Consider the following 25,252-nt stretch of genomic DNA (forward strand, 5'->3'; position numbering starts at 1 on the left):
AGCAATAAGTATGTATAGAATGAATATTGATCGTTTAGACTTTGAAACCCCTCAGACTTTAGCTTTGGCATTAGCAGATCGAGTAGCCGCAGAGCTTAGTGTATCTGTTCTTGAGCGCAAGAGAGCAGTTTTAGCGGTGTCTGGTGGTAAAACACCAGAATTGTTTTTTCATTATTTGTCAAAAGCAGATATTGATTGGCAAAAGATCATTATCACTTTGGTCGATGAACGTTTTGTCCCTACACACGATGAACGTTCAAATGAACATATGGTACGGTGTCATTTGTTACAAAATTTTGCCGAAAAAGCACGTTTTGTAGGGCTTTATCATAAAGCAATTACTGCTGAACTTGCTGCTTTTTCAGCGGCGAGTCGTGTTAATACTTTGCCTAAACCCTTTGATGTTGTTGTTTTAGGAATGGGGGAGGATGGACATACGGCTTCTTTTTTTCCTGATGCTGATCGTTTAAAGCAAGCGCTTGATTTACGAACACAAGCACTTGTTTTACCCCTTCATGCTAAGAGTGCTGTTGAGCCAAGACTCTCACTAACTTTGCCAGTTATTATGCAATCTCGTTGCATTATTCTCCATTTCGAGGGTTTTCAGAAACGCGATTGTTTTGAGGAAGCTTGTCAAGATGGGGCTGAAACAGAAATGCCTATTCGGGCAATTTTGCGTAATTCCCCTCATCTCGTTCAGGTTTATTGGTCGCCTGCAGAAAATGAAATAAGTGAATCAAAATATGCGACACAAGGTGAATAAAACGTAATCTCTCTCAATGAATGAGGGGAAGAAACAATGAAAGGGGGAGAGAAATATGGCACTTTCCAAGACAATTGCTACAGTTACACGAAGGATTTATGAACGTTCTCGATCAACACGAGAAATTTACTTAGATCGTATTGCGAAAGCACAAGTTCATCGCCCCAAACGGAGTTTTTTAGGATGCGCCAATCAGGCTCATGGCTTTGCTGCTTGTGGTGCAATAGATAAAGAGCGTTTGAAGGGAAATATCGTTGGGAATATTGGCATTATCACGGCATATAATGATATACTTTCAGCACATCAACCTTTTGAAAAATTTCCTCACTTAATTAAAGAGTCGGCCCGTATGGTTGGTGGTGTTGCACAGGTTGCAGGTGGTGTTCCCGCGATGTGCGATGGTGTTACGCAGGGAAATGCGGGGATGGAGCTTTCCCTTTTTTCGCGTGAAGTAATTGCAATGGCAACAGCTATAAGCTTATCACACGATGTCTTTGATGCAGCATTGTATCTTGGGGTGTGTGATAAAATTGTGCCAGGTTTATTGATTGGTGCCCTAACATTTGGTCATTTACCAGGAATTTTTATAGCTGCTGGTCCTATGACAAGTGGTCAAGGTAATGATGAAAAAGCAAAGATACGTCAACTTTACGCGGAAAATAAAATAGATCGCCAAACACTTCTAGCATCGGAAGCACGTTCTTATCATGGGCCAGGAACATGTACATTTTATGGAACAGCTAACTCTAATCAGGTGATACTGGAGATGATGGGGCTTCATATGCCGGGAGCTTCTTTTATTAATGCGAATACACCGTTGCGTGATGCTTTAACAAAAGAAGCCACGAAACGTGTACTTGAAATGACAGATCTTGGTGATCATTATAGTCCACTTGGAATGATCATTGATGAGCGTTCTTTTGTGAATGCTATTGTAGGATTAAATGCAACAGGAGGTTCTACCAATCATACGATTCATTTGATTGCTATAGCTGCTGTTTGCGGTATTAAATTGACATGGCATGATATTGCAGAAATTTCATCCGTTGTGCCTCTTTTAGCGCGCATTTATCCTAACGGTTTAGCAGATATTAATCATTTTTATGCAGCAGGGGGGATAGGATTTATTATCCGCGAGCTTATTGAGGCAGGTTTGGTACATGAAGATGTTTCTACGGTTTTTGGTAAAGATCTCAATGCTTATGCAATTGAAGCAAAGCTTTCTGCTGATGGTCATGTGGTGCGTGAAGCGGCTCTTAAGGAAAGTGGTGATCATAAGGTGTTAGCGGGGTGGAGAAAGCCATTTCAGCTTGATGGTGGTCTTCGTGTTTTATCAGGAGATTTGGGAACAGCTATTATAAAAGTTTCCTCTGTTAAACCAGAGTATTGGCAGATTAAAGCACCAGTCTTTGTTTTTAATGATCAAGAGGAACTACAAAAATCTTTTAAATCTGGAGTGTTGCATAATAAAGACTTTATCGCTGTCATTCGCTATCAAGGACCAAAAGCCAATGGTATGCCAGAGCTTCATAAATTAACAACCATTTTAGGCGTTTTACAAGATCGCGGTCAAAAGGTAGCATTGATAACCGATGGGCGTATGTCAGGAGCGTCAGGAAAAATTCCTGCTGCTCTCCATGTGACACCAGAAGCAGTGGATAATGGCCCCATTGCACGTTTGCAGGATGGTGATATTGTTTTTCTTGATGCTCATGAGGGTAAATTAACTCTTTTGGAGGATTTAGCAAAATTTAACGCGCGAAAAATCATACCTCCGGATCTTTCAAAAAACGAACATGGTGTTGGACGCGAACTTTTTCATGTTTTTCGTCAATCCGTTAATCGTGCAGATCAAGGGGCATCTGTTTTTATGACATGAAAAATGCAAAAATAAATAAGCTGAATCATATACAATGAAACCATATACAAGGAATTGTTACAATTTTTAGAATTTTGGTATCGGCAGATTGTGTGATCGCGCGGCGGCTTTGAGTGTATTAACCATAAGCATGGCAATTGTCATTGGTCCAACGCCTCCTGGAACAGGGGTGATCGCAGCAGCTTTTTCTTTTACGTTTTCAAAATCGACATCACCAACAAGACGTGTTTTCCCTATACCTTTTTCTGGTGCAGCAACGCGGTTAATACCGACATCAATAACAATTGCACCATCTTTTATCCAGTCTTTTTTAATCATTTGTGGGCGGCCTACAGCTGCTACTAGAATATCAGCGCTTCGACACACATCATCAAGGTCACGGGTACGACTATGGGCAATTGTCACAGTGGCATTGGCTGCTGTTAAAAGGGCAGCCATAGGTTTTCCAACAATATTAGAGCGTCCAACAACGACAGCATCAAGTCCAGATAAATCTCGTCCACAGTGTTGTTCAATCATCATCATGGCACCAGCTGGAGTGCAGGGAATAATTGCATCTTCAAGTGCATTTGCCGCGAGTTTTCCTACATTAATATAATGAAAACCATCAACATCTTTTTGGAAAGCAACGGCTTGTGTTATGCGATTTGTATTCATATGAGCAGGGAGAGGCAGCTGTACCAAAATACCATGAATTTTGGGATCAGAATTTAATGTTGCAATAAGTTGAAGGAGTTCTTTTTCTTGCGTTTCTTTGGAAACGACATGTTTGATTGAAAGAAACCCACATTCTTCGGCTTTTTTATTTTTTGAGGTGACATATACTTGACTTGCAGGATCATCTCCAACGATAATAACAGCGATACTAGGTTGTATATTATAGTGATGGCGGAGCTTTGCTGTTTCGGCCTTAACTTTCACAATAATCTCTTCAGCAAGTTTTTTTCCGTCGATAATATTATTCATTCAGAGATCCTTTCGGTAAGGCTGTTTGTTTTTTTTTGTAAAGCATTTTCTAATAATACGATAGAGTTTTATAGCAATATTCATATGAGAACAGTAAGAATGGTTTTATAATGTTGTGGATTTATAGTTTTGAAGACTTTTAAATAATTGCTTTATAAAGAAGCAGCAACATTGCTGTTTGAATAAATTTTGGATAAAGAACAAAAATAATGAAGATACAAAGTGGATATAGTGAATTATAGGATTATAAAAACTTTTTATGATCATTTAAGTTTGTTTTTAATCTGTTATAGGGGGATAAGTATAGAGGGATAATGTGCGCATCAGAATAATAAAATTTTTGAGCGGAGTTTTTATTACAATTATCTTTTTATTTGGAGTGGGGATTCTCGTTTTACCTTATCTTATTTCTACAGATGCGATTCGTATTCGTTTAGCGCAGGATTTAAGTGCATGGACGGGTTACAATGTGCAATTGCGTGATCCACCGCGGTTACATCTTTTTCCTTATCCTAAAGCATTTCTTTCTGGCGTTACTTTAACATCAAAAATGGATGATGTTGCGCCATTAATGGAAGCTGAATCAATAGAAGTTGATCTTTCTGTCGTCGATCTTCTTTGGGGACATATTTCTTTTTCAGAGACGCGGATTATGCGTCCTCAATTTGTTATGGAAAAGCCTGTTAAAACAATAGCAGATTTTTTTGATCGGTTTTCTCGCTCACAAGGTGCATTAGGGGTGGCAATACGTAATACGCGTGAAATATTAAAACATAATCCTGAGCATCCAGAGATAGAGCACCTTTTAAAACAACCTTTTGGACGGATTGTCATTAAAAATGGTGTTCTTGTGTATCACGATAGTTTTTCAGGAGTAGCAGAAAAAATAACAGGATTAAATGCAACTTTAGATTGGCCGGAATCAACTCAGGAAGTACGGTTACGTGCAGATGCGCGTTGGCGCGGAGAGTTTACAAAATTATCACTTGATGCTTCTCAAGCATTACTGCTTCTTGCTGGAGGCAAAAGTCATATTAGGGCAAGTCTCAATTCTGTACGTGGGGGAATAACTTTTACAGGAAAGGCTCGATTATCTGAATATTATATTTTTGACGGAAAAGTGTCAATGCGTTCTCCTGGATGGAATCAGACATTGTCTTGGGTTGGTGGAAATCAGTTTTGGGGACATAAATTAAAAATACCCATTGTATGGGAATCTCATTTTTTAGCGCAGCCAATGCATATCCAAATGAACAATGTTACATTTACGATGGGGAAAGCCAATGCGCGAGGAGCTTTAAAACTCGATTTTCAAGATTATGTACCAAATGTCATGGGCTCTTTAGCCTTTGATAATCTAGACCTTAGCCTCTTGGGTTCAATGTTTTTTTCAGGTAAAAAGAAAAATGCCTGCTTTGACATGAGAACTTTTGATTGTATTGGCGTGGATATACGACTTTCTGCGCCACAAGCTAAAATAGGAAATATTTCACTCACAAATTTAGCTGCTGCAATACAAATAAGAGATGGTCATGGTATTTTTGATCTTGGACATGCGAATATTTTTGGTGGATCTGTGCAAAGTAATATTGAAGTTACCTCAGCTGGACAGAAAGTGCGTATTGGAGGAAATATTTCAGGTGCTTCTATTGATATGCAGGAGACTTTAGAAATCTTGGGATTTATTCCATTTATACAAAGCAAAACGAATTTTACTGCAACGGTACGAACACTTGCTGATTCTTGGCCAGAAATTTTTACGAAAATGCAGGGTGAGTTAACACTGAAGATGTCTTCTGGTCGGCTATTAGGGTATGATCTGAATGAATTACAAACAAGACTTTCAAATAAACAACAATTTCTTTTAATGAATAATGATACTTTTTCAACAACATTTGATCACTGGGATATTCAGACAAGCTTTTCAGAAGGTATGATGAAGGTAACAGAGTCATTAATGCGTACAGCAGACTTGAGCTTATCCATTCAAGGAATCATTGCAACTGCTATTGCGCAAGGGAAGGAAAATGAACTGATATTACAGGCACAACTACGCAAAAACTATAGATCAGAAACTTTATGTAAAGATGTCCAATGTCTTGCTAATAGCCTTGCATGGCCTTTTACATTTTCTCTAAGCTCTAAAGGACAAAATCATGGTGATTTTTGGGTTACAAAAGATATTAACGCAGATTGAGTATCGTTTTTCATCTGTATAATATTCTATCCTATAATGGTAATTCGTCTTTTTGCAACTTAAAATTGTCTTTTAAATTTAAATCAGAGCTCCCATTATCGGAAGATTCTCTCATTTTAAATCCGTTCGTCGTGAAGCAGTAAAAACCATCCTCACCGTCATAATAAGTGAGGTTGGTATAGATAAATGACTGAAGAGAGGAATAAAAAACCTTCTTATGGAATCTTTCAAATACAAGAGATTCATAATATCGGTGCTAATCTTATAAAAATTGCTAAAAAACATTAAAATTTTAAGGAGGATGTTGGCCAGTGCTTATTGAATCGCAGAAGAAATACCATAGCCATCTTTGGTAATTGTATGCTTCCCGTCGGCTCCAACAGAACCAATTCCCACTGTAATCAAAATAAAGGCTAAGAAGGTTGTAATCGTAATAATTGTAGCTTTTTTAGCAGACATATTTTTCCTCCACGGATGCATCAATGACTGAATGCAAAGATGAATGGTGCATTATTTAAACTTTTATGAAAGCAGAATCACTTAAGGATCTATAAGTTCCTATTATTATCTCATAAAGCTAAAAAAACTCTATAATTCTTTAATATATTATAGTTCTATAGATATAATTTTTTCTTTTTGCTATATATTTTTCTTCATTTTCTCGATGACGATAGTGAGCATTGGCAAAATTTTTATGCGCATAAATTATAAACTTAAAAGATTATTTATCCGACAGACATTGGCTTTGAATGAAGAAATAAAGATAGAGGGGGCACAAGCTTCTTATCTTATGCATGTTTTGCGTATGAAAGAAGGAGCAGAAATTTTACTTTTTAATGGACAGGATGGTGAGTGGCTTGCTAAACTTATCACTGTTAAGAAAAAATTTGTTGTGGTTCAGCTTATCCATCAAGAAAGATTACAAACGACGCATTCCAATCTTATTTATTGCTTTGCTCCACTCAAAAACGCGCGGTTGGATTATATGGTGCAGAAAGCTGTTGAAATGGGGGTATCGATTTTGCAGCCTGTTATAACGCATCATACGCAGGTTACGCGTATCAATATGGCGCGTATGGAAGCCAATGTTATTGAAGCTTCTGAACAGTGTGGAATTTTATCTCTTCCTGAATGCGTATCTGCTCTATCATTAGCAGAACTTTTAGCACAGTGGGATGAGACACAGCCTTTATTCTTTTGTGATGAAGAGCATAAATCGCATAATCCATTACCTTCTTTTAAAAAGCGTGACGTTACAACACCTGGTATTCTTATTGGACCGGAAGGTGGCTTTAGTGAAGAAGAGCGGAGCTTTTTAAAAAAACATCCTTTTGTGGTTCCAATATCACTAGGTCCGCGTATTTTACGCGCTGATACTGCCGCTGTTGCTGCTTTGGCTCTTCTTAATGCTACCGTGGGGGATTGGGCAATGGATTGAGAAATCTGTAAAATCATTCTAAACAATTTATTTAAGATGATGATACCAATTATAGGATACGGTAAGTTATGGCGCTTGATATAACTGATGAAAGTGAAATTTATAACTTAGATTCTTTGGTTAGCTATTTCCAAGGGGGGTATAAAGCAGAAGATGATTGGCGCATTGGTACAGAACATGAAAAATTTCCGTTTTATAGAGATGGTTTTCACCCTGTTCCTTATGAAGGAGAGAGGGGAATCCGAGCGCTTTTAGAGAGGATGCAAAGCGCCTTAGGATGGAAACCTATTTTAGATGAAGAGAATATTATTGGGCTCGTAGGATCAGTTGATCAGGGAGCCATTTCTTTGGAACCTGGGGGACAATTTGAATTATCTGGTGCACCATTAAAATCAGTAAGCCATACATATTACGAGTTGATGGAGCATTTAACTCTTCTCAAAAAAATTGCAGAACCATTAGGTATAGGTTTTCTAGGTCTTGGAGCTAGTCCAAAGTGGACTTTAGCTGAAACGCCGCGAATGCCTAAATCACGTTATCAGATTATGACTGATTATATGCCTAAAGTGGGGTATAATGGTCTTAATATGATGTATCGCACATCAACAGTTCAGGTTAATCTTGATTTTTCATCTGAAAGTGATATGCGGCGAAAAATGCAAGTATCCATGAAGTTACAGTCCATTGCAACGGCATTATTTGCAAGTTCGCCCTTTACAGAAGGGCGCCCAAATGGCTTTTTATCGTGGCGTTCTGAAATTTGGCGTAATACTGATAATCAGAGGACAGGCGTTCTGCCCTTTGTATTTTCTGAGCGTTTTGGTTTTGCTGATTATGTTGAATGGGCCCTTGATGTTCCAATGTATTTTGTTGTGCGTGATGGTCGTTATTATGATTGTACACACATAACGTTTCGTCAGTTTATGAATGGAGCATTAAAAGGACAAGTTGCAAATTCAATTCCAAACATGGGAGATTGGATTAATCACTTATCAACGTTATTTCCTGAAGTCCGCTTAAAAAGATTTTTAGAAATGAGGGGAGCTGATTGTGGTTCTTGGAAGCGCATTTGTGCGTTGTCGGCTTTTTGGGTTGGGCTTCTTTATGATAGGGAAGCACTTAATGAGGCAGAGGCTTTGACAAAAGATTGGTGTTTTGAAGAAGTTTTAGAGTTGCGCCAACGCGTTCCTAAAGAAGGGTTAAGAACTCCTTTTCGTCAAACTATTCTTTTAGAGTTAGCACGTCAAGCTCTCGCTATTGCTCGCAAAGGCTTAAAAAATCGCAAACAGTATGATACGAATGGTTTTGATGAAACAAATTTTCTTAATCCTCTAGAAGAGGTTGTTGCAATGGGACAAACAGATGCTGAAAAATTTTTGTCCCATTACTATTCTATTTGGAATGAGTCGGTAGAACCTTTATTTTTAGAATGTGCCTATTAAATTTGAAGTAAAGATACTTCCTACTTTTTTAAAAATGCATATAACCGTGGTGGTTCATTCACTCATTTGCTCTAGAGAGCATATCCTACCTTGCTTTTAACATTTCTCATAACGGAAAGGATACAATACAAAAATTTCTTGGGGAGTGTGATTTTTATACCCAATAATATCACGATATTTCTGTAATCATAATGTTGTCCCTTTGTACAAAAGATAGTTCATAAGAGATAAAGCTTATTATCAAACATTTTTTATTCACTTGGCTAAGCCTACTTATGAATAGGTCTGAAAATTATATTTTTTACTTTTAAAAGGGATAAAAAATATAATTTGCGGTTAATAGTCAATTATTATAATTCAATATACGATGCTTATATGAAAGAGTATTTTATTATACAAAAATTACGATATCAATCTTTCAGTGCGCTAAAAAGACAGTAGAAAAAATACCGATAGATCTATGTATGTATAACTCAATTTTATTTTTATAAAAAAAAGAAATATATTATGTAAATAGATAGAAATAAAGATTATTATATATAATGAATGTGTTAATTACATCATTAAATATTGATAAATAAAAAATATTATCTTCATAGAGTTATATGAAATTATAAGCTATTCATAGATAAGAAATAACTATTTGTATGCAAAGGGGTATTATATTAAAATACTATTACTCTTGATAAAGAGGCACGAGATAAAGAGATTGAGCTTGTAACGAATGAGTGTTTGAATACGCACAAAAATTCAAAAAAGCACAACATTTCTATAGCAGAATAATCTTTATCAGTATGAGCGCAACTTATTATAGGCAATTAATTATCCCCATACATTGTAAATCTACTGTAAGACTGCTTTTAATGCTTTAAACTGTACTATTCATAAAATTTATAATATTTGTAGGCTTAAAGCCTCTCATTGTAATCATATATCCTCAGTCTTTTCCATTGTTTTCATTATCTAGAAATTTGTAATCGTCTTTGTTATGCTCCACTAGGATAAGCAGCTTTAAAATGTGCTCGTCCTTCATCCGTAATGGCATCACGCCTCTGTAAACCAGATGTTTTTCTTTCCTTTATTGAATTTGCAAACAAATGGGATTGTTTTTCATCATGAACAGTTACAGAGATTCAACGTTTTTATAAAGATACCGTGGAAAGCATTGACCTGTATCTATTGCATCTAGATTAGGCAAATTCTTAGCTATCAATACAGAAAAAACGCTTCGTGCTCCTATGCCTGTAATTTGTATCATCCTATTTTCAACTTTTTGTCCTATCAGGACTATACGAGGCATTTGGTAAATTCCATCGTTGAGATTCCGATTATAATAAAACCACTGTTGCGTAAAAGGATGATATGAACTCTGAGTGAGGCATGCCTCTTCAAATTCAAAAACCTTTCCTCTTATTAGTTATTGCGTAACATTATAACTCCAACTTATCTTTTTTATATCTAAAGTGACAAAATTATCTATAGCACGTGCACGTGTTGTTCGATCAGTATATGAATAGGTATCGTTAAAACGTTTTACTGCGCTATTATAAAAAGCAATCATATTATTTATATTTTCTGCTCAAGCTCCGCCCTCCAATGTTGCGGCAGCTCTTGCATTAAGATGTTTCATAAGAGGTCTTTCTACTCCTTTCTTATACATTTTTACTCATACGCCAGCCCTGCTTGTGACGTGCAAGCAAATGATTTTGATTGATTCAAGATAAACAGGTTTGAAATGAGAGAATCTTACGTTATTCGGGACTCTCATTTAATATGCAAAACAGTAAATTATGATTATAAATCAACATGTTGTATTTCAAAGACTTTTTATGACTATAAAAAGAGTTTTGAAAAATAAAAAAGCTTTCATTGAGAGCAAAGAAAGAATATATAAAAAGTATTTTCAATAAAATAATTATATTTGAAGTGCTGATCAAAGCTATTGAGAGTGCAGTCCATAAAATGAGCAGAAGTAGCTTGTTGGTGTATTTTCTAGAAAAATCATGAATGTTCGATTGTTAATTCATCCTTGCTTGGAAAGCTCGCTTCAGTTCAAATAGAAAAAGAGAGAGGTAAGGAGATTTATAGAATAAGATATGCTGGAATTATTCAGTATTAAGATGCAATGAATGCTGCTTATATTTCTCTTTTTTAACTATTTTATGAGAGTGAAAATTTAAATAATAAGAAAATAATTTTATTTATTTTCTTTAAACAGTTATTAGTAGATAAAAAATTCTCTTTTAATCTATAAATTAAAAAAATAATGATTTTGTAAAAGCCTTGTAAGCTTTATAGGTTAATTTTAAATATCATGCATTGATTTTGAATTATGCAGATTATTTATGTCAACCATAATAATAGTGAGCATAGACAATGACATTTAATTTTTTCGTCAATTTATTTCTATTTGTTATTTTTTTATTGTTGGTTTCTCAAAGTAAGAAAATGCAATGGAGTCTTTCACTACGTGTTATGCTATGGCTTATCCTTGGCTTGATTTTTGGAAGTGTTTTGCAGTTTATTTATGGAGAGGGTGAAAGCACTTTATTGAAATCCGTTGAATGGTTTAACATTGTCGGTGAGGGCTATATTTTATTGTTGCAAATGATTGTTATGCCATTGGTTTTTATCTCTATCGTTTCAGCAGTTGCTCATTTACATTCTGTTTATGCTGTTGGAAAGATGAGTATAATAACAATTTCAATATTGCTTTTTACAACGGCTCTTTCAGCATTGGTTGGTGTGCTTGTGGTTAATTTTTTTGGATTAACAACCGATGGTTTGGTGCATGAAGGGCAAAATGTTTCTGCTCTTCTTGAAGGTCATATTTCTAAACTTGGAGATATGAATATACCAAAGATGATTTTGTCTATGATTCCTAAAAATCCATTTGCTGAGTTGAGTGGAGCTAAACGTACGTCAATTATTAGTGTTGTGATTTTTGCGTCATTTTTAGGTGCATCGGTTCTTCTTTTAAAGAAAGATGAGCCAGAAAAAGGAGAAAAAGCGCTTTTATTTATTCAAGTGGCACAAGCTTGGATTATGCGGTTAGTCCGTATTGTGATTGCTTTGACGCCTTATGGTATTTTTGCACTTATGACGAAAGTAGGAGCAATATCGCGTATTACAGATATTTTAAATTTACTGGTTTTTATCATTGCCTCTTATGTCGGTATTATTTTAATTTTTGGAATTCATGGTGTATTGCTTGGTATTTCTGGGATTAATCCCTTTCGTTTTTTCAAAAAGGTTTTACCAGTTTTAACATTTGCTTTTAGCAGTCGTTCAAGTGCTGCAAGTATTCCTTTGAATATTGAAGCGCAAACACAGTGGATAGGTGTACCACAATCCATTGCGAGTTTTGCAGCTTCTTTTGGGGCAACAATTGGACAAAATGGTTGTGCTGGTCTTTATCCAGCGATGCTTGCGACCATGATTGCACCCTCTATGGGTATTAATCCTCTTGATCCTACTTGGATTGCTACGCTTATTGGTGTTGTAACGTTGAGTTCTATTGGTGTTGCTGGTGTGGGGGGAGGTGCTATTTTCGCTGCATTGATTGTGTTACCAATTATGGGGCTTCCTGTTACTTTGGTTGCTGTACTTATCTCTATTGAACCGCTAATTGATATGGGACGGACTGCTCTAAACGTGAGCGATTCAATGATAGCTGGAACGGTCACCAGTCAAATATTACGGACAACAGATAAAAGTATTTTTAAAAAATAATTTTAGATTATATTTTTTGGGGCTGTAAAACATCTGTAAGAGATATTTGCGCTGAACCAGGTTGTAGCGGTTTTTGTTGATTGGGATGAGGAGCCCAACCAGAGAGCCAGATGAAAGAAAAATGTGCACGAATACGTCCATCAGGATCACTAAATCGTTGTGCATAGATTTCAGCTGCGCGGAGAAAAAAACGTTTGGATACAGGGCGTCGTGAACGATTGATGAGTGCATTTTGCATTCCCATAGCTTTAAGATCGTGCATAAGGTCAAACATTGTATTATAACGTATTGTGATATCTTCAACGTCTGCTACAGGCAGGGCAAAGCCAATACGCTGTAAAAGAGCGCCTGCATCACGAATGTCGGCAAAAGGGTAGATTCTAGGGCTTGCTCCATCATAAATTTCACTTTCAGCTTGCAGCAGGCTTTCGCGCAATTCTCTTAATGTACCAGCTCCTGCCATAACAGCAAGAAATAAGCCATCTGGTTTAAGGGTATTTTTTATCTGGCTTAGAACACCAGGGGTATCATTGGTCAATTGTAATGAAAGAAGTGAAACAATAAGGTCACAGTAACTTTGAGGTAAATCAAGAAATTCTCGATGACGTAAATGAAATTTTTTATCATGGCTTTGATAAAGCGGATCGGTCTCAATGCGTTCTATGGAACAAACTTTTCCAGATTTCATTAAAGCTTGCGCAGCAAGGTCTGTATGGCTGTGTAAATCGAGAGCTAATGTAAAGAGGCGATCAACAGTGCTAAGGCGTTTATAGAGATCTTCTGCCATGTGAGAGAGTAAAAAGTCACATCCTTTTTTTGCTTTTTGAAAGGCACGTTTTCGGAATTGTTCAATGCGGTTATGATCAAAAATTAAAGGATGCGACATATTGTAGAACACTTTCGATCTATGAAAGAATATATTTTGAAAAGGTTCATTATTTGTGCAAGCTCTGTCAAGTTTATAATATGAAAGAAATAAATTTATAGAAGGTAAGAGTTTTTAAAGGAATTAAAATTATAAGTTTAGGAAATACAAAGGAACTTTTGTTCTGAGGGAAACTTGTAAAAGCCTAAATTTATAATGTTGTATTTTCGAGAAGCGGCGTTAAATAGCGGAGATATACTAAGTAAGTTCGTTGAACGCTTGAAAACGATACTTTATCCACCAATTTGTCCTGGATGTAAGCAAAATGTTTTTACTTATGGTACGATTTGCTCCGAATGTTGGAAAGATCTTCAATTTATCACAAAACCTTATTGTCCTGTTATGGGGACTCCTTTTGTTTGTGATATGGGGGATGGTTTTCTTAGTGGTGAAGCACTCCGTAATTCCCATCCTTTTTCACGTGTTCGCTCAGTCATTGTTCATAAAGGGCTTGCACGAACTTTAGTAACGCGCTTAAAATATGGTGATCATATAGAATTGGCATCATTTATGGCCAATTGGATGATGTTTGCTGGACGCGAGGTTATTGATGATTGTGATGTTATTATTCCCATTCCATTGCATTTTCGTCGTTTTTGGGAGAGGCGTTATAATCAATCTGCTGAGCTTGCACGTTACATTGCAGCATCACAAAAAAAGCTTTTAAAACCGAGTTGGCTTGTTCGTTGTCGGCATACCCGTCCGCAGGTTAGTCTTTCTTCGAGAGAGAGAAAACTTAACGTAAAAAATGCTTTTAAGGTTTCGCATAAAGTTAAAAAATATCTCAAAGGATGTTCTGTTTTGCTGATTGATGATGTATTTACAACGGGTGCAACAGTTACAGCAGCAGCTGCTGCATTAAAAGATGCAGGTGCACGACAGGTTGATGTGCTAACATTTTCGCGTGTTCTCAAAGAAGATTCTATTTTTCCCTCTTCTTAAGAGGAATTTAAAATGAATATTATTAAAAAATATTGGAGGATAATACTATGAAAGAGGTAATAATTTATACACGCCCTAACTGTCCTTATTGTACAAAAGCACGTGATTTGCTTAATAAAAAAGGCGTAAAGTATACAGATATTGATGCTTCCACATCCCTTCGCCAAGAAATGGTACAGCGTGCAAATGGACGTAATACATTTCCACAAATTTTCATAGGTGATTATCACGTTGGCGGTTGTGATGATCTTTATGCTTTAGAGGCTGAGGGAAAGCTCAATTCTTTATTACAAGGCATATGATATTTGTAAATTACATATTCTTAAGACCGTTTTGCAAGAAGGAGATAGTTAACGCCCATGTCTTTTGAGCGATTCCAGCTGTCGTTTAATGGGTTATAAGTAATACCTATCTCATCAATGACAGTCAGAGCGTTTTTTGATAAGAAATTTTTAAGTTCTAGAGGTTTTAGGAATTTTTTATAATCATGGGTTCCTTTAGGAAGCCAACGTAGAATATATTCAGCGCCTACAATAGCAAGCCCCCATGCTTTCCATGTGCGGTTGAGTGTTGAGACAAACATCACCCCTTGTGGTTTCAGCATTTTTGCTGTAGCTTCTATGAAGAGATTAACGTCAGCGACATGTTCAACAACTTCCATATTAAGGATGATATCAAATTTTTCTCCTTCATTGGCAAGTACTTCTGCCGTAGTGATACGGTAATCAATGGAAAGGTCATTTTGAGCAGCATGGGTTTTTGCGACTTCAATATTTGTTTGTGCAGCATCAACGCCTACAACTATAGCACCAAGACGTGCCATTGGTTCAGATAACAAGCCTCCTCCACAGCCAATATCAAGAATTTTCAAATTGTGAAAGGGCGTAAGTGAAGAAGGGTCACGATTAAACTCTAAACAGATTTTTTCTCTGATGTAAGCAAGGCGTGTTGGGTTAAATTGGTGAAGAGGTCGAAATTTTCCTTGTGGATTCCACCATTCTGTAGCAATACGTGAAAAATGATCAATTTCACTTTGATCAATAGTTGTTTGTGTTTCATCGATCATGTTGCCTTCCTTTATTTTTAATGATCAGGTCAAGTAGATTTTATACAAAGTCAAGAGAAATTAATATAATCATAATGAAACTTGCACAAATGATAGATATTCGCTATGTCGAGAAAATGGTTAGTTGATACAGCATCTAATTCTCATTACTGTTTGAGATAAGAGATGTAAAGGTAAGAGTGTTATTAATGGCGCGCATTGTCATGAAATTTGGTGGAACGTCTGTAGCAAACATTGAATGTATTCATAATGTTGCAAGGCATGTCAAAAGAGAGGTTGATGCAGGCAATGAGGTTGCCGTTGTCGTATCTGCGATGGCTGGTAAAACGAATGAACTTGTTCAGTGGACAAGTGGTGCTTCCTCTATGCATAGAGATGCTCGTGAATATGATGTTGTGGTTGCTTCTGGTGAACAGGTTACGTCAGGTTTGTTGGCTTTGACACTTCAAGAAATGGGGGTGAATGCACGTTCATGGCTTGGTTGGCAAATTCCTATTCATACAGACAATGCGCATGGCCGTGCACGTATTACTAATATTGATGGATCTTTTTTAATCGAGTGTTTTCAGGAAGGTCAGGTTGCCGTTATTGCTGGTTTTCAGGGGTTATCTCCGGATAACCGGATTTCTACCTTAGGGCGTGGGGGATCAGATACAAGTGCTGTTGCTATAGCCGCTGCTGTACAAGCTGATCGCTGTGATATTTATACGGATGTGGATGGTGTTTATACAACGGATCCACGTATAGAGCCGAAAGCGCGTCGTTTACCAAAAGTAGCTTTTGAAGAAATGCTAGAAATGGCTTCTCTTGGTGCAAAGGTTTTACAGGTTCGTTCTGTTGAATTGGCAATGGTTCATAAGGTTCGTACCTTTGTGCGTTCAAGTTTTGAGGATCCTGATGCGTTAGGCATGGAGGATCCAATGAGTTCTTCTGGAACACTTATTTGCGATGAGGATGAAATTGTGGAACAACAAAATGTTACTGGTATTGCTTTTGCTAAGGATGAAGCACAAATTTCCCTTCGTCGGCTTGCCGATCGTCCAGGGATTTCGGCAGCAATTTTTGGTCCCTTGGCTGAAGAAAGCATTAATGTTGATATGATTGTGCAAAATATTTCTGAAGATGGCTCAAAAACTGATATGACTTTTACTGTACCATCATCAGATGTAGAAAAAGCCGTTACACTTCTTGAAAAGAATCGCAAAGAAATTGGATTTGATGTTCTCCAGTTTGAAAGCGATCTCGCCAAGGTATCTGTGATTGGTATTGGAATGCGTAGCCATGCAGGTGTTGCCGCTACAGCATTTAAGGCTTTGGCTGAAAAGGGTATTAACATTCAAGCAATTACGACCTCAGAAATTAAAATTTCTATTTTGATTGATAGTGCTTACACTGAACTTGCGGTTAGAACATTACATGCTGTTTATGCACTTGATAAGGGATAAGTATTTTTTAGTTTCAACAGAGTTTCAATAACGTAAAGCTTTAATATATATTAATAATTTTTGTTAAGGATATTTATATTTTAACTTAAATGGAATATTTAATACAGCAGGACTCTCTCATTTTAAACTTGTTCATGATGAATTTAAAATGGTCACTTATACATTACAAGAGAAAGATGTTTGGGTAAAAAACTGTTTAAGAAGGGATATAAAATATGCCGTCTATAAACGTTTTAGAGCCTATAGAGTGAGATGGAGAAGACTTTACGATAAGCCTTAATAGAACTAAGGAACAATGCACTGCGTTTATTCAAAGAATGCATGTTACATGAGGGACAGCCTCGTGAATACAGATTTAATATTATAAATCTTAGAGAAATGGGAGCTCATTGGATTAGTGACGGAATTACCAAAATAGAATTGATGATGTATTTTCTAGAGATGTTTAGTTTGTCATCAAATGATTGTTTATGACTTTATGTATATCTTGAAAATTTAATTTTTTCCGTATTACGAGGCAATAAAAAATATATCTCTATAGATAATATTTATGTTGCACTATAAGTTATAAAATTACCATGTCTTATGCGTTTATAGCTTCTTCAGAAGTACTTTTCATAAAATAATGATAATGTTACAGTGTGTTTCTTTTATGATTTTATTACTTAAATTTTTTTCATGTCTATTTCTCTTTTTTGAATTATGATTAAGATTTTCAAAGTTTTTGATACCTCCATATGTTCTTTAGGTTAACTTTCTTCCCTTAACTACTCTATTATAAGTATTTTCTGTGTCATACTGCCAATCACACATGAAATACATTCTTTCGTTTTTGCAGTATATTGTGCTAGTTTCTTATCATGTTTACATATTTTGCAAATGGTGGTCTTTGTAAGTAAAGCTCTTCTTGTGAGAAATATAGCCATATTATTTTACCCTTCTTGTATTTTATGTGGCGTTGTACAATTTGAAAGTCTCGGAAATATTGCTTTTTAAATTATCTATGAAGAGTATTTATGATATTAAGAAATATAGAGCGTGCTCTTTAAACAAAAAGAAAATAAATATCAAATAAGAGCGGAAAAAGGGGAGAACAACGATATATATGCTCTATTTTTCCACCAATCATATGTTTTAGAATAGTCTAAATGACTAGGGTTTTCTTTTTTTCCGCGAGTTAATTACGTAAACTAGAGTGCTCCCTATGGAAGCATGCTTCAAGTTTAATTCTTTCATGGAGTGAGACAAGCGATGTGTCGATGATAAAAAACGGGAATATTTTTCCACTCCATTGTCAATTTAATAGTGATGTTATGACGTTGTTATTCCAAATAAATCTTTTGTTTTTTGTTACCTGTATCAATATCTAATGTCAGAGCAGATGCATATTTGATGGTATATTGAGACGGATAAGGGGCCTACGAGCAACTCCTGTTTTTGTATGCCAGATAGGAATAAGGATGTTGCGTATACCTGGTGGGGTAATTTCTGAAATGGAGATAAAACCTAATTGGGTGAGAATATGAAGCCATAAAAGTGAAAACCAACTTCCATTTTACAACTTCCTTTTAATTCTGCTTTACAATTTTCAAAGGTATTGACAGCAATATCTTTTAAATAATGGATATTACACATTGGTTCACGTTTTTGTTTATTGCGTTATTTAAATCGTATATACCTTTCACGTAAAACAAAACGCTATTATAGTGCCAATTTACGTGCTTGTTTTGAAAAAATATCTCTCTCCCCAAGCCCCCACATTATGGCGCCTGTGGATGGCGTAACGTAAAGTTTATGGGGGACCACCATCTCCTTTACTTAGATCAAAGGTGTCAGCTGGTCGTCATCATTTAATTTTTAGTTTTCCTGTTGAACAGCGCTTATATGGATATGGTGAAGCAGTCTTCTTTCTTCAAATAATCCATATTTCTCACCGGCTTGTGACGTGTAAGAGAATAGTCTTGATTGATTTATCATGTACAGATTTGAAATGAAGAAATCATACGATATTTAGACTCCATTCAAGATTTATAATGATAAATTAAATATTTTTTATCCAAAAATAATGTGCTTTTAAGCAGATAAAAATTAAAGTTATTTAGAATACCGCAATAAAATCAGTAACGAGGAGGGTGGTTTATTGAAAAAAAATAAACCATGGAATTACTTAACTGATTATTGAATTTTGCTTATTCTTATCTGTTTCGTATGATTAAACATAAGATATTGATTCATAATAATTAATTTTTTTATAGTGAATAATAGTCCTGACGAAAGGCAGCTTTTCTGAAACCACGAAGCCTTTTATATTGAAACAATTAAAATCATTTCTGTGCATATCATGAGTGGAGCTGGTGCATGAGTAAAAGAATATTGAAGAAAGGAATAAAAATATCTCTTATAAGTCTTTTTAAGAGTCAAAGGTGTTGTAACATTAGAGGCTCGTAAATAGTATGATGATGTTAGTTTTCTCCTTCATAAGTGTAAAGATGAGGCGAGACAACAGCTTTTACATTAAATATCGTCCGAACCCAACAAATGAGCGAAATCGCTTTTTAAAAGTTCTGCATAAAAATGTATTTTCAGTTAGTTTGTTAGGAACTATGAGAAATTCCTTTATTGCGCTTAATATAAATAAATCCATATCCCAGACCGATAAGGGCAGATAAACCTGAGCCACAAAGGACCCCAATTTTTGCCGCATCAAGCAGAATAATATCTTTAAAAGCGAGCATTGAAACAAAAATAGACATTGTAAAGCCAATTCCTGCTAAAAAACCAATGAGTAAAACACCTGTCCAAGTCATATGAGGGGGTAGGCGGCATAGTCCTGATTTTACAGCTATATAACTGGCAGTGATAATACCAAGAGGCTTACCGATGAAAAGACCAATGACAACACCCAGAACAATCAAGAATGATTTGTCAGAAGAAAGATCAAAGTTTGCAAAACTTACTCCTGCATTTGCGAAGGCAAAAACTGGCATGATACCGTATGCAACCCATGGATGCAATGCTTTTTGAACACGTGTTACTGGGGCAATCATGGCCCGTTGTCCTTTGCGCATCTTTTTCAATGCTGTTGAAATATGATGCAGATCTGTTTTTGTATTTTTTTCTTGAAGAATTTGCATAGCGTTACTGAGCATGGTGAGTGGCGCTACAAGAGTACGGGTAGGAAGAACGGGAGTCATCATCCCTAAGATTACGCCAGCAAGCGATGGGTGAACGCCTGTTACCATTAAACCCCACCAAATGATTGCACCAGGTAAAATGTAAAGCCATGCTGATGCAAGCCCGATCCACTGAAAAAATAGTACCAAAGCAATACCCGCTCCTGCAATCATTAAACCGCTAGGATCAATGTTTGTTGAGTAGAAAAAAGCAATAATAAGAACAGCGATAATATCGTCAATAATTGCTAATGATAGAAGAATAATATGAAGATTAGAGGGAATTTTTTTCCCTAGAAGAGCAAGAATACCTAGAGCAAAGGCAATATCTGTTGCTGTTGGCACAGCCCAACCGCGGATATGTCCCTCGTTAAAATTGAAGATAAAGTAAATAATTGCAGGAACACAAACGCCCCCTATTGCAGCAACAATTGGTAAGATTGCTTGTTTAAAATCGGCAAGAGCCCCTTCATGAATTTCGCGTCGAATTTCCATTCCTGCGACGAGAAAGAAAATAGTCATAAGGGCATCATTAACCCAGAAATGTAAATCCCATGAAAGAGTGAAATGACCCAAATTAAAGCCAAGAGGTGTATGCCAAAAAGATTCATAGAAAGCAGCATATTTAGAATTGGCAAAAATAAGTGCAGAAGCAGCAGCTAATAAAAGAACAACACCACTAAGAGCTTCAATATGGAGAAAACGCTCGATAGCAGAAAGCGCTTGATTAGTGACACGAGAAGCGCGATTAGGCAGGCGATTTGAAGATAAATCAGACATGAACAACTCCAAGCATCGTCAATTTTAGATTCTATACTCTCTGTATAAATGACTTTGTATGATACCTTCTGTATCATACAAAAGAAAAAAGAGGAATAAAGTTCTTAATTTATAGACAAGATCATCATGTTTAAAGCACAAAATGTTTAACGCGACGCTTCATTTTTAATAGTGAGATGTACTTTGCTTAAAGCCTTAGATAGATCATTTTGTAGAGCAGATTCGAGATCAACTATTGCGAGACCTTTATTATCTTTTGCTTTAATTTTAACGATCAATGTTTGTGGATTTTTAGCAAATTCTCCTAAGGATTTTGAAATTTTTTCTGCTTCGTCATGATTTTTTAGCAGAATTTTTGGGGTCTGCGTCATCATTAGATAGAAATCGTCATAAAGTTCCTTTTTTAGATCATGTTGGCTGTCATTAAGATTTTGCGCAAGATAAGAAAAAAGCTTATCAATGAAACCTGCATCCGTATATTGTATATCAATTTCATTGATGCCAAGGTCTTGAGACGCAGCAATCATTATATTTTTCTGACCAGAAAAAAGCTTTTCATCAACATCAATAACCTTAGCCGAGATGTTCCCAGATCCAACGTTTTTCATATTGAAAGACATTGTATCAAGAAAGAGCATACGTTTTTTTTCATCGTAAGAAATATCAATTTTTCCTGAAACATTAAAGCGCTCAAAGTTCAGATTTTTGAAGAACTCTAAGTCTTTTTCATTCATTTTTTTAGGTAAAACGGAAAGGTTATTGAGAGAAAGAAAAAGCTTTTTAGGGATAGGTTGTTTCCACAAACTTGGTTTGAATTGGAATGATTCGAGCGTTGCTTTCAACTGCGGTATATCAACGGTGATATTATCAACTTTGGCATCCGCTGAGGTAATGGCGAGCAGTATGTTTAGAAGAAGACCATTTTGTGCTACTTTTTCAGCGATTTTATTATTCTCTTTTCTTGCATTAAGATAAGCTTTGATTAATTTTTCAGGAGTTTGCTCAAGCGGTTTCATCTTTAAACCAGATGTTTTAAACTGCCCAAGGAAGAAAGAGCTGTTTTTTTCTGCTTCTTCAAAAATATCGACACTTATATTATTCAAAGAAATGGGGCCAGTAACGGTTTTACCTTGATTGAGAGCATTGTTTTTTCCAAAAATGATAGAGTAGGCATAGTTGATGTCGATATCATGGGCTTTTATTGTATTACTTTTAGCCATAAGTTGCATCTGTTTGGCACCATTTGCTACGATCGTTTTAAGATCCATATTTTTGATACTAACTGAATGGATATGGTTATTTCTAAAATCAGAAAGCTGGAAATTCTTGATTTCAACCGTTTCTGTTCGGTTATTTTTATTTTCTATAGAAAGTTGTATATTGGGAGCAATAATTGAGGAAAGCTCAATACGCATCATTGATTGTAAAAGACGTGATGTTATCGTTCTATCTTTTTCTTTTAAGGATACATTCCGAAGAGAAATTTGGGGAATTTGCACATGAATATTATTATACTTTAAATCAACATTATAAAATGTAAAAGTTCCGGGAATAAAGGAAAGAGGAGGACGGGCAGAAATGGCACCAATTTTAAGTGATGTACCAGCTGGAACAGGTATTGTCACATTCTTCAAATTGATTTTACCTAGAATGCTTACTTCAGATGTTTCGGCTTTTATGGAATGACGGGCTATTTCTTTTCTTACAAAACTGTCAAGATAGGGTTTTGCAATATAAAATCCACCAACAATTATAATTGCCAAGATAGCAACAAATCCAATAATGCAAGTGAGCCAATATCTGAGGTTACTTTGATACCCACTATTAAGATTGACCATTCTTTCTTCTTTCATTTTTATCACTCTTTGAATTGAGAGTGAAGATAAATTCTTTTAAGCAACGACAAAGGTTTAAATATAGCGTGTACCAGTTTCAACAATTATCTACTCTCTATATTAGAGTTATTCTCATCTTTTTTGCAATATAGCTTTATCAACTTTTATCAATTTTCTTTGGGTTCAGCACTTTATAGAAAAGCACGCATAATAAGGAGAGGCAAGTTTATGCGCATCATAATTTTTTATCACTTTAAAATTATCCTAAAATATTTCGATGTCTGCTTTTATCTTGCTGCTGTTTATAGGAATATTTAAAACATAAAAAATATGTTCTTGTTCATTATAATTTAATGGGGAGAGGTAAGTGTTATGACAGAAAATCAAATAATGGCTTTTTCGATCATTGGTCTCATGATGGTTGTTTTTATTTGGGATCGATTTCGTTATGATCTTGTTGCTATTTGTACTTTATTAATAGCTTGTGCCCTTGGTCTTGTCAGTCCGAAGGAAGCTTTTAGCGGTTTTAGTAATGATATCGTTATTATCGTGGGGAGTGTGTTTGTTGTCAGTACGGCTGTATCTCGCTCTGGTATAATGGAATTTATTATTCAACGGATATGGCCAGACGTGAAATCGGTGCGTCTTCAATTAGCGTTTTTGGTTCTTTCTGTTGTCGTATTATCAATGTTTGTTAAAAACATTGGTGCTTTGGCGATTATGCTTCCGATAGCTTTTCAGTTTGCACGTCGTTCTCAGGTTTCTCCTTCTGTCTTTTTGATGCCCATGGCCTTTGGTTCTTTGTTGGGGGGGCTTATGACACAGATAGGAACATCTCCCAATGTTGTTATTTCAGCGATGCAAGAACGTTTAGCAGGAACACCTTTTACTATGTTTGATTTTACACCAGTTGGTGCGGTTGTTGCGACGGCTGGTGTTGTATATTTGGTTCTTTTTTATTGGCTTTTGCCTGTGCGTGTGCGTTCAGGTGTATCATTTGATGATGCCATTGATATTCGTAATTATGTTGCAGAAGTACATATTCCAATAAATTCACCGATTGTGGGAAAAAATATTGTTGATTTGGTTAAGCCATCAAGTGGTGATGTTATGGTGATTCAAATCATCAGAAACAAAGTATCTATTTCACCATTACCAGATTTTGTTTTGTCTGAAAATGATATTATTTTGCTGGAAGGATCACATACAGGGTTAGATAGCGTGATGAATTCTGCTCGTTTAGAGTTTTCTAAGGGGCGAACTATTGTTGCAGGTGATAAGGACAGTGATATTGATATTATTGAAGCAGTCATTACCCATAATTCACCTCTTATCGGTATTAGTGCGAAAGAGTTTTCCTTATTTGATCGCTATAATGTAAATTTGCTTGCGTTAAGTCGTCAACATGAAAGGGTGCGGGGAAGACTTGATGATATTATTTTCCATCTTGGAGATGTGATTGTTTTGCAAGGACAGGATGCAGTTATTCCAAATTTATTAAGAGAATTGAAATGCTTGCCCCTAGCAAAACGAAATATTGTGTTTGGAAATTTACGACATGGTTTCATCTCTTTAGCTGTTTTATTTATAGCAATTATTTTTACAGCTTTTCATATTGTTCCAGTTGCTTTTTCTTTCTTTTCTGCTGCTGCTGCAATGGTGATCTTTCGTGTTTTGCCCGCGCGTGATCTGTATCAGGCATTAGATGGCTCAATATTAGTGCTATTAGCGGCTCTTATTCCAGTGAGTGAAGCGTTAGAGAAAACAGGATGTACGGATCTCATTGGTCAATGGCTGAGCCAATTGGCAATATTTTTCCCGCCATCCGGTGCTTTAGCGCTTATGTTGGTGACAGCTATGTTGGTTACGCCATTTTTGAATAATGCAGCAACAGTGATGATGGTAGCACCAATTGCGTCAAGTTTTGCTCATTCCCTTCATTATAAGCCTGAAGCTTTTTTGATGGCTGTTGCAATTGGTGCGGGCTGTGAGTTTCTTACACCTATTGGACATCAAAGTAATATGCTCGTGATGGCGCCAGGAGGATATCGTTTTAGTGATTATCCACGTTTAGGTGCTCCATTGGCGGTGTTGATCGTTATTATTGCTGTTCCAATGCTTATGTGGGTTTGGCCTTTACAATAGGATATTTTTAGAAACTTTAAGAATCAATTATAAAAGGTTGTTAATCGTATGAAGATAAGTTGAAGGGATATACTTTATATAAAGAGCTTTAACTGAAGATTTGGAATTATACCACACTGTAATCATGGCGCTTCGGTATTTTTGATACAGATAAAAATTTATCTATTTGGTTTTAGTAGATATTCATGGAAATTTACTGTTTATTCAAGTTTTTTCAAGAATTGGTTTTTCTATTATAATTGTATAATCCAATACAACCAACAATTGCGGTTGAAGACTTTAAAAGATTATTCCTCTATATAATGGAGAGAAAGTTCGCTTGAGATGATAGGCAATCATGATAAATATTAAGGCAGTGAATTTTTCATAATATGTAAAAGCTGTAATGTGAACAAACAGGGTGCTTACATCATTTTCGATTAAGACTGTTGCAAAAATCTGATTGAATTGGCTACATGTTGATTTAAAATAAATAAACGAGCAATTTAAAGATTTTTAGTTAATTAGGGCTACCATCTTTATCC

16 protein-coding genes and 1 pseudogene are annotated in these 25,252 nt (G+C 35.9%); 10 read left to right on the top strand and 7 right to left on the bottom strand.

What is annotated here, in order from left to right; all coding sequences use genetic code 11:
* Positions 1-10 precede the first annotated feature (10 nt).
* Positions 11-763: a 6-phosphogluconolactonase gene (gene pgl, locus ACFINX_RS06325; RefSeq protein ID WP_375668500.1), complete on the top strand. Its 753-nt coding sequence runs from the start codon at positions 11-13 to the stop codon at positions 761-763.
* Positions 764-818: 55 nt separating this feature from the next.
* Positions 819-2,642, top strand: coding sequence for a phosphogluconate dehydratase (gene edd / locus ACFINX_RS06330; RefSeq protein ID WP_375668501.1), 1,824 nt, complete (start codon positions 819-821; stop codon positions 2,640-2,642).
* A gap of 66 nt (positions 2,643-2,708) precedes the next feature.
* On the opposite strand, the gene folD is transcribed toward edd, so the two are convergent.
* Positions 2,709-3,608, bottom strand: coding sequence for a bifunctional methylenetetrahydrofolate dehydrogenase/methenyltetrahydrofolate cyclohydrolase FolD (gene folD / locus ACFINX_RS06335; protein WP_375629801.1), 900 nt, complete (start codon positions 3,606-3,608; stop codon positions 2,709-2,711).
* Positions 3,609-3,924: 316 nt separating this feature from the next.
* On the opposite strand from folD, the gene ACFINX_RS06340 reads away from it, so the two are divergent.
* On the top strand, positions 3,925-5,805 hold the full coding sequence (locus tag ACFINX_RS06340) for an AsmA family protein (protein WP_375638023.1): 1,881 nt from the start codon (positions 3,925-3,927) through the stop codon (positions 5,803-5,805).
* A gap of 315 nt (positions 5,806-6,120) precedes the next feature.
* On the opposite strand, the gene ACFINX_RS06345 is transcribed toward ACFINX_RS06340, so the two are convergent.
* Positions 6,121-6,264 (bottom strand): hypothetical protein, encoded by a 144-nt coding sequence (locus ACFINX_RS06345; RefSeq protein WP_375668502.1) that lies wholly within the window; start codon positions 6,262-6,264, stop codon positions 6,121-6,123.
* Between the two features lie 235 nt (positions 6,265-6,499).
* On the opposite strand from ACFINX_RS06345, the gene ACFINX_RS06350 reads away from it, so the two are divergent.
* Both ACFINX_RS06350 and ACFINX_RS06355 read left to right on the top strand, forming a co-directional pair.
* Positions 6,500-7,243 carry a 16S rRNA (uracil(1498)-N(3))-methyltransferase gene (locus ACFINX_RS06350; protein WP_375613542.1) on the top strand — a complete coding sequence of 248 codons (744 nt, stop codon included), beginning with the start codon at positions 6,500-6,502 and terminating at the stop codon, positions 7,241-7,243.
* 68 nt (positions 7,244-7,311) lie between these two features.
* On the top strand, positions 7,312-8,685 hold the full coding sequence (locus ACFINX_RS06355) for a glutamate--cysteine ligase (protein WP_375612076.1): 1,374 nt from the start codon (positions 7,312-7,314) through the stop codon (positions 8,683-8,685).
* Positions 8,686-9,680: 995 nt separating this feature from the next.
* Here ACFINX_RS06355 and ACFINX_RS06360 read toward each other — a convergent pair.
* A pseudogene (locus ACFINX_RS06360) lies at positions 9,681-10,264 on the bottom strand (type ISP restriction/modification enzyme); the annotation flags it as partial.
* Positions 10,265-11,061: 797 nt separating this feature from the next.
* On the opposite strand from ACFINX_RS06360, the gene ACFINX_RS06365 reads away from it, so the two are divergent.
* Positions 11,062-12,417 (top strand): L-cystine transporter, encoded by a 1,356-nt coding sequence (locus ACFINX_RS06365; RefSeq protein ID WP_375612078.1) that lies wholly within the window; start codon positions 11,062-11,064, stop codon positions 12,415-12,417.
* A gap of 7 nt (positions 12,418-12,424) precedes the next feature.
* On the opposite strand, the gene ACFINX_RS06370 is transcribed toward ACFINX_RS06365, so the two are convergent.
* Complete coding sequence (locus ACFINX_RS06370; protein ID WP_375613540.1) at positions 12,425-13,303, bottom strand: methyltransferase; 879 nt, start codon at positions 13,301-13,303, stop codon at positions 12,425-12,427.
* A 195-nt stretch (positions 13,304-13,498) separates the two neighbouring features.
* Here ACFINX_RS06370 and ACFINX_RS06375 point away from each other — a divergent pair, with 195 nt between their 5' ends.
* Together ACFINX_RS06375 and grxC are read left to right on the top strand one after the other, a co-directional pair.
* Positions 13,499-14,284 (top strand): ComF family protein, encoded by a 786-nt coding sequence (locus tag ACFINX_RS06375; protein ID WP_375668503.1) that lies wholly within the window; start codon positions 13,499-13,501, stop codon positions 14,282-14,284.
* 47 nt (positions 14,285-14,331) lie between these two features.
* A complete protein-coding gene (gene grxC / locus ACFINX_RS06380) occupies positions 14,332-14,586 on the top strand; it encodes a glutaredoxin 3 (RefSeq protein WP_375612081.1) in 255 nt (84 codons plus the stop codon).
* Positions 14,587-14,606: 20 nt separating this feature from the next.
* Here the strand turns inward: grxC and ubiG are convergent, their stop codons facing one another.
* Positions 14,607-15,350: a bifunctional 2-polyprenyl-6-hydroxyphenol methylase/3-demethylubiquinol 3-O-methyltransferase UbiG gene (ubiG, locus tag ACFINX_RS06385; protein WP_375668504.1), complete on the bottom strand. Its 744-nt coding sequence runs from the start codon at positions 15,348-15,350 to the stop codon at positions 14,607-14,609.
* A 188-nt stretch (positions 15,351-15,538) separates the two neighbouring features.
* Between ubiG and ACFINX_RS06390 the strand changes: the two genes are divergently transcribed.
* The gene (locus ACFINX_RS06390; protein WP_375638031.1) at positions 15,539-16,795 is read left to right on the top strand and encodes an aspartate kinase; all 1,257 of its coding nucleotides are present in this window, start codon (positions 15,539-15,541) and stop codon (positions 16,793-16,795) included.
* Positions 16,796-19,389: 2,594 nt separating this feature from the next.
* Here ACFINX_RS06390 and nhaA read toward each other — a convergent pair.
* The gene (nhaA, locus tag ACFINX_RS06395) at positions 19,390-20,748 is read right to left on the bottom strand and encodes a Na+/H+ antiporter NhaA (protein WP_375618444.1); all 1,359 of its coding nucleotides are present in this window, start codon (positions 20,746-20,748) and stop codon (positions 19,390-19,392) included.
* Between the two features lie 146 nt (positions 20,749-20,894).
* Positions 20,895-22,601 carry a hypothetical protein gene (locus ACFINX_RS06400; protein ID WP_375668505.1) on the bottom strand — a complete coding sequence of 569 codons (1,707 nt, stop codon included), beginning with the start codon at positions 22,599-22,601 and terminating at the stop codon, positions 20,895-20,897.
* A 354-nt stretch (positions 22,602-22,955) separates the two neighbouring features.
* Here ACFINX_RS06400 and ACFINX_RS06405 point away from each other — a divergent pair, with 354 nt between their 5' ends.
* The gene (locus tag ACFINX_RS06405; RefSeq protein ID WP_375613534.1) at positions 22,956-24,728 is read left to right on the top strand and encodes an SLC13 family permease; all 1,773 of its coding nucleotides are present in this window, start codon (positions 22,956-22,958) and stop codon (positions 24,726-24,728) included.
* Positions 24,729-25,252 lie beyond the last annotated feature (524 nt).

This window comes from Bartonella sp. AP36NXGY (assembly GCF_042195865.1).
In the GTDB taxonomy this organism is placed as follows: domain Bacteria; phylum Pseudomonadota; class Alphaproteobacteria; order Rhizobiales; family Rhizobiaceae; genus Bartonella.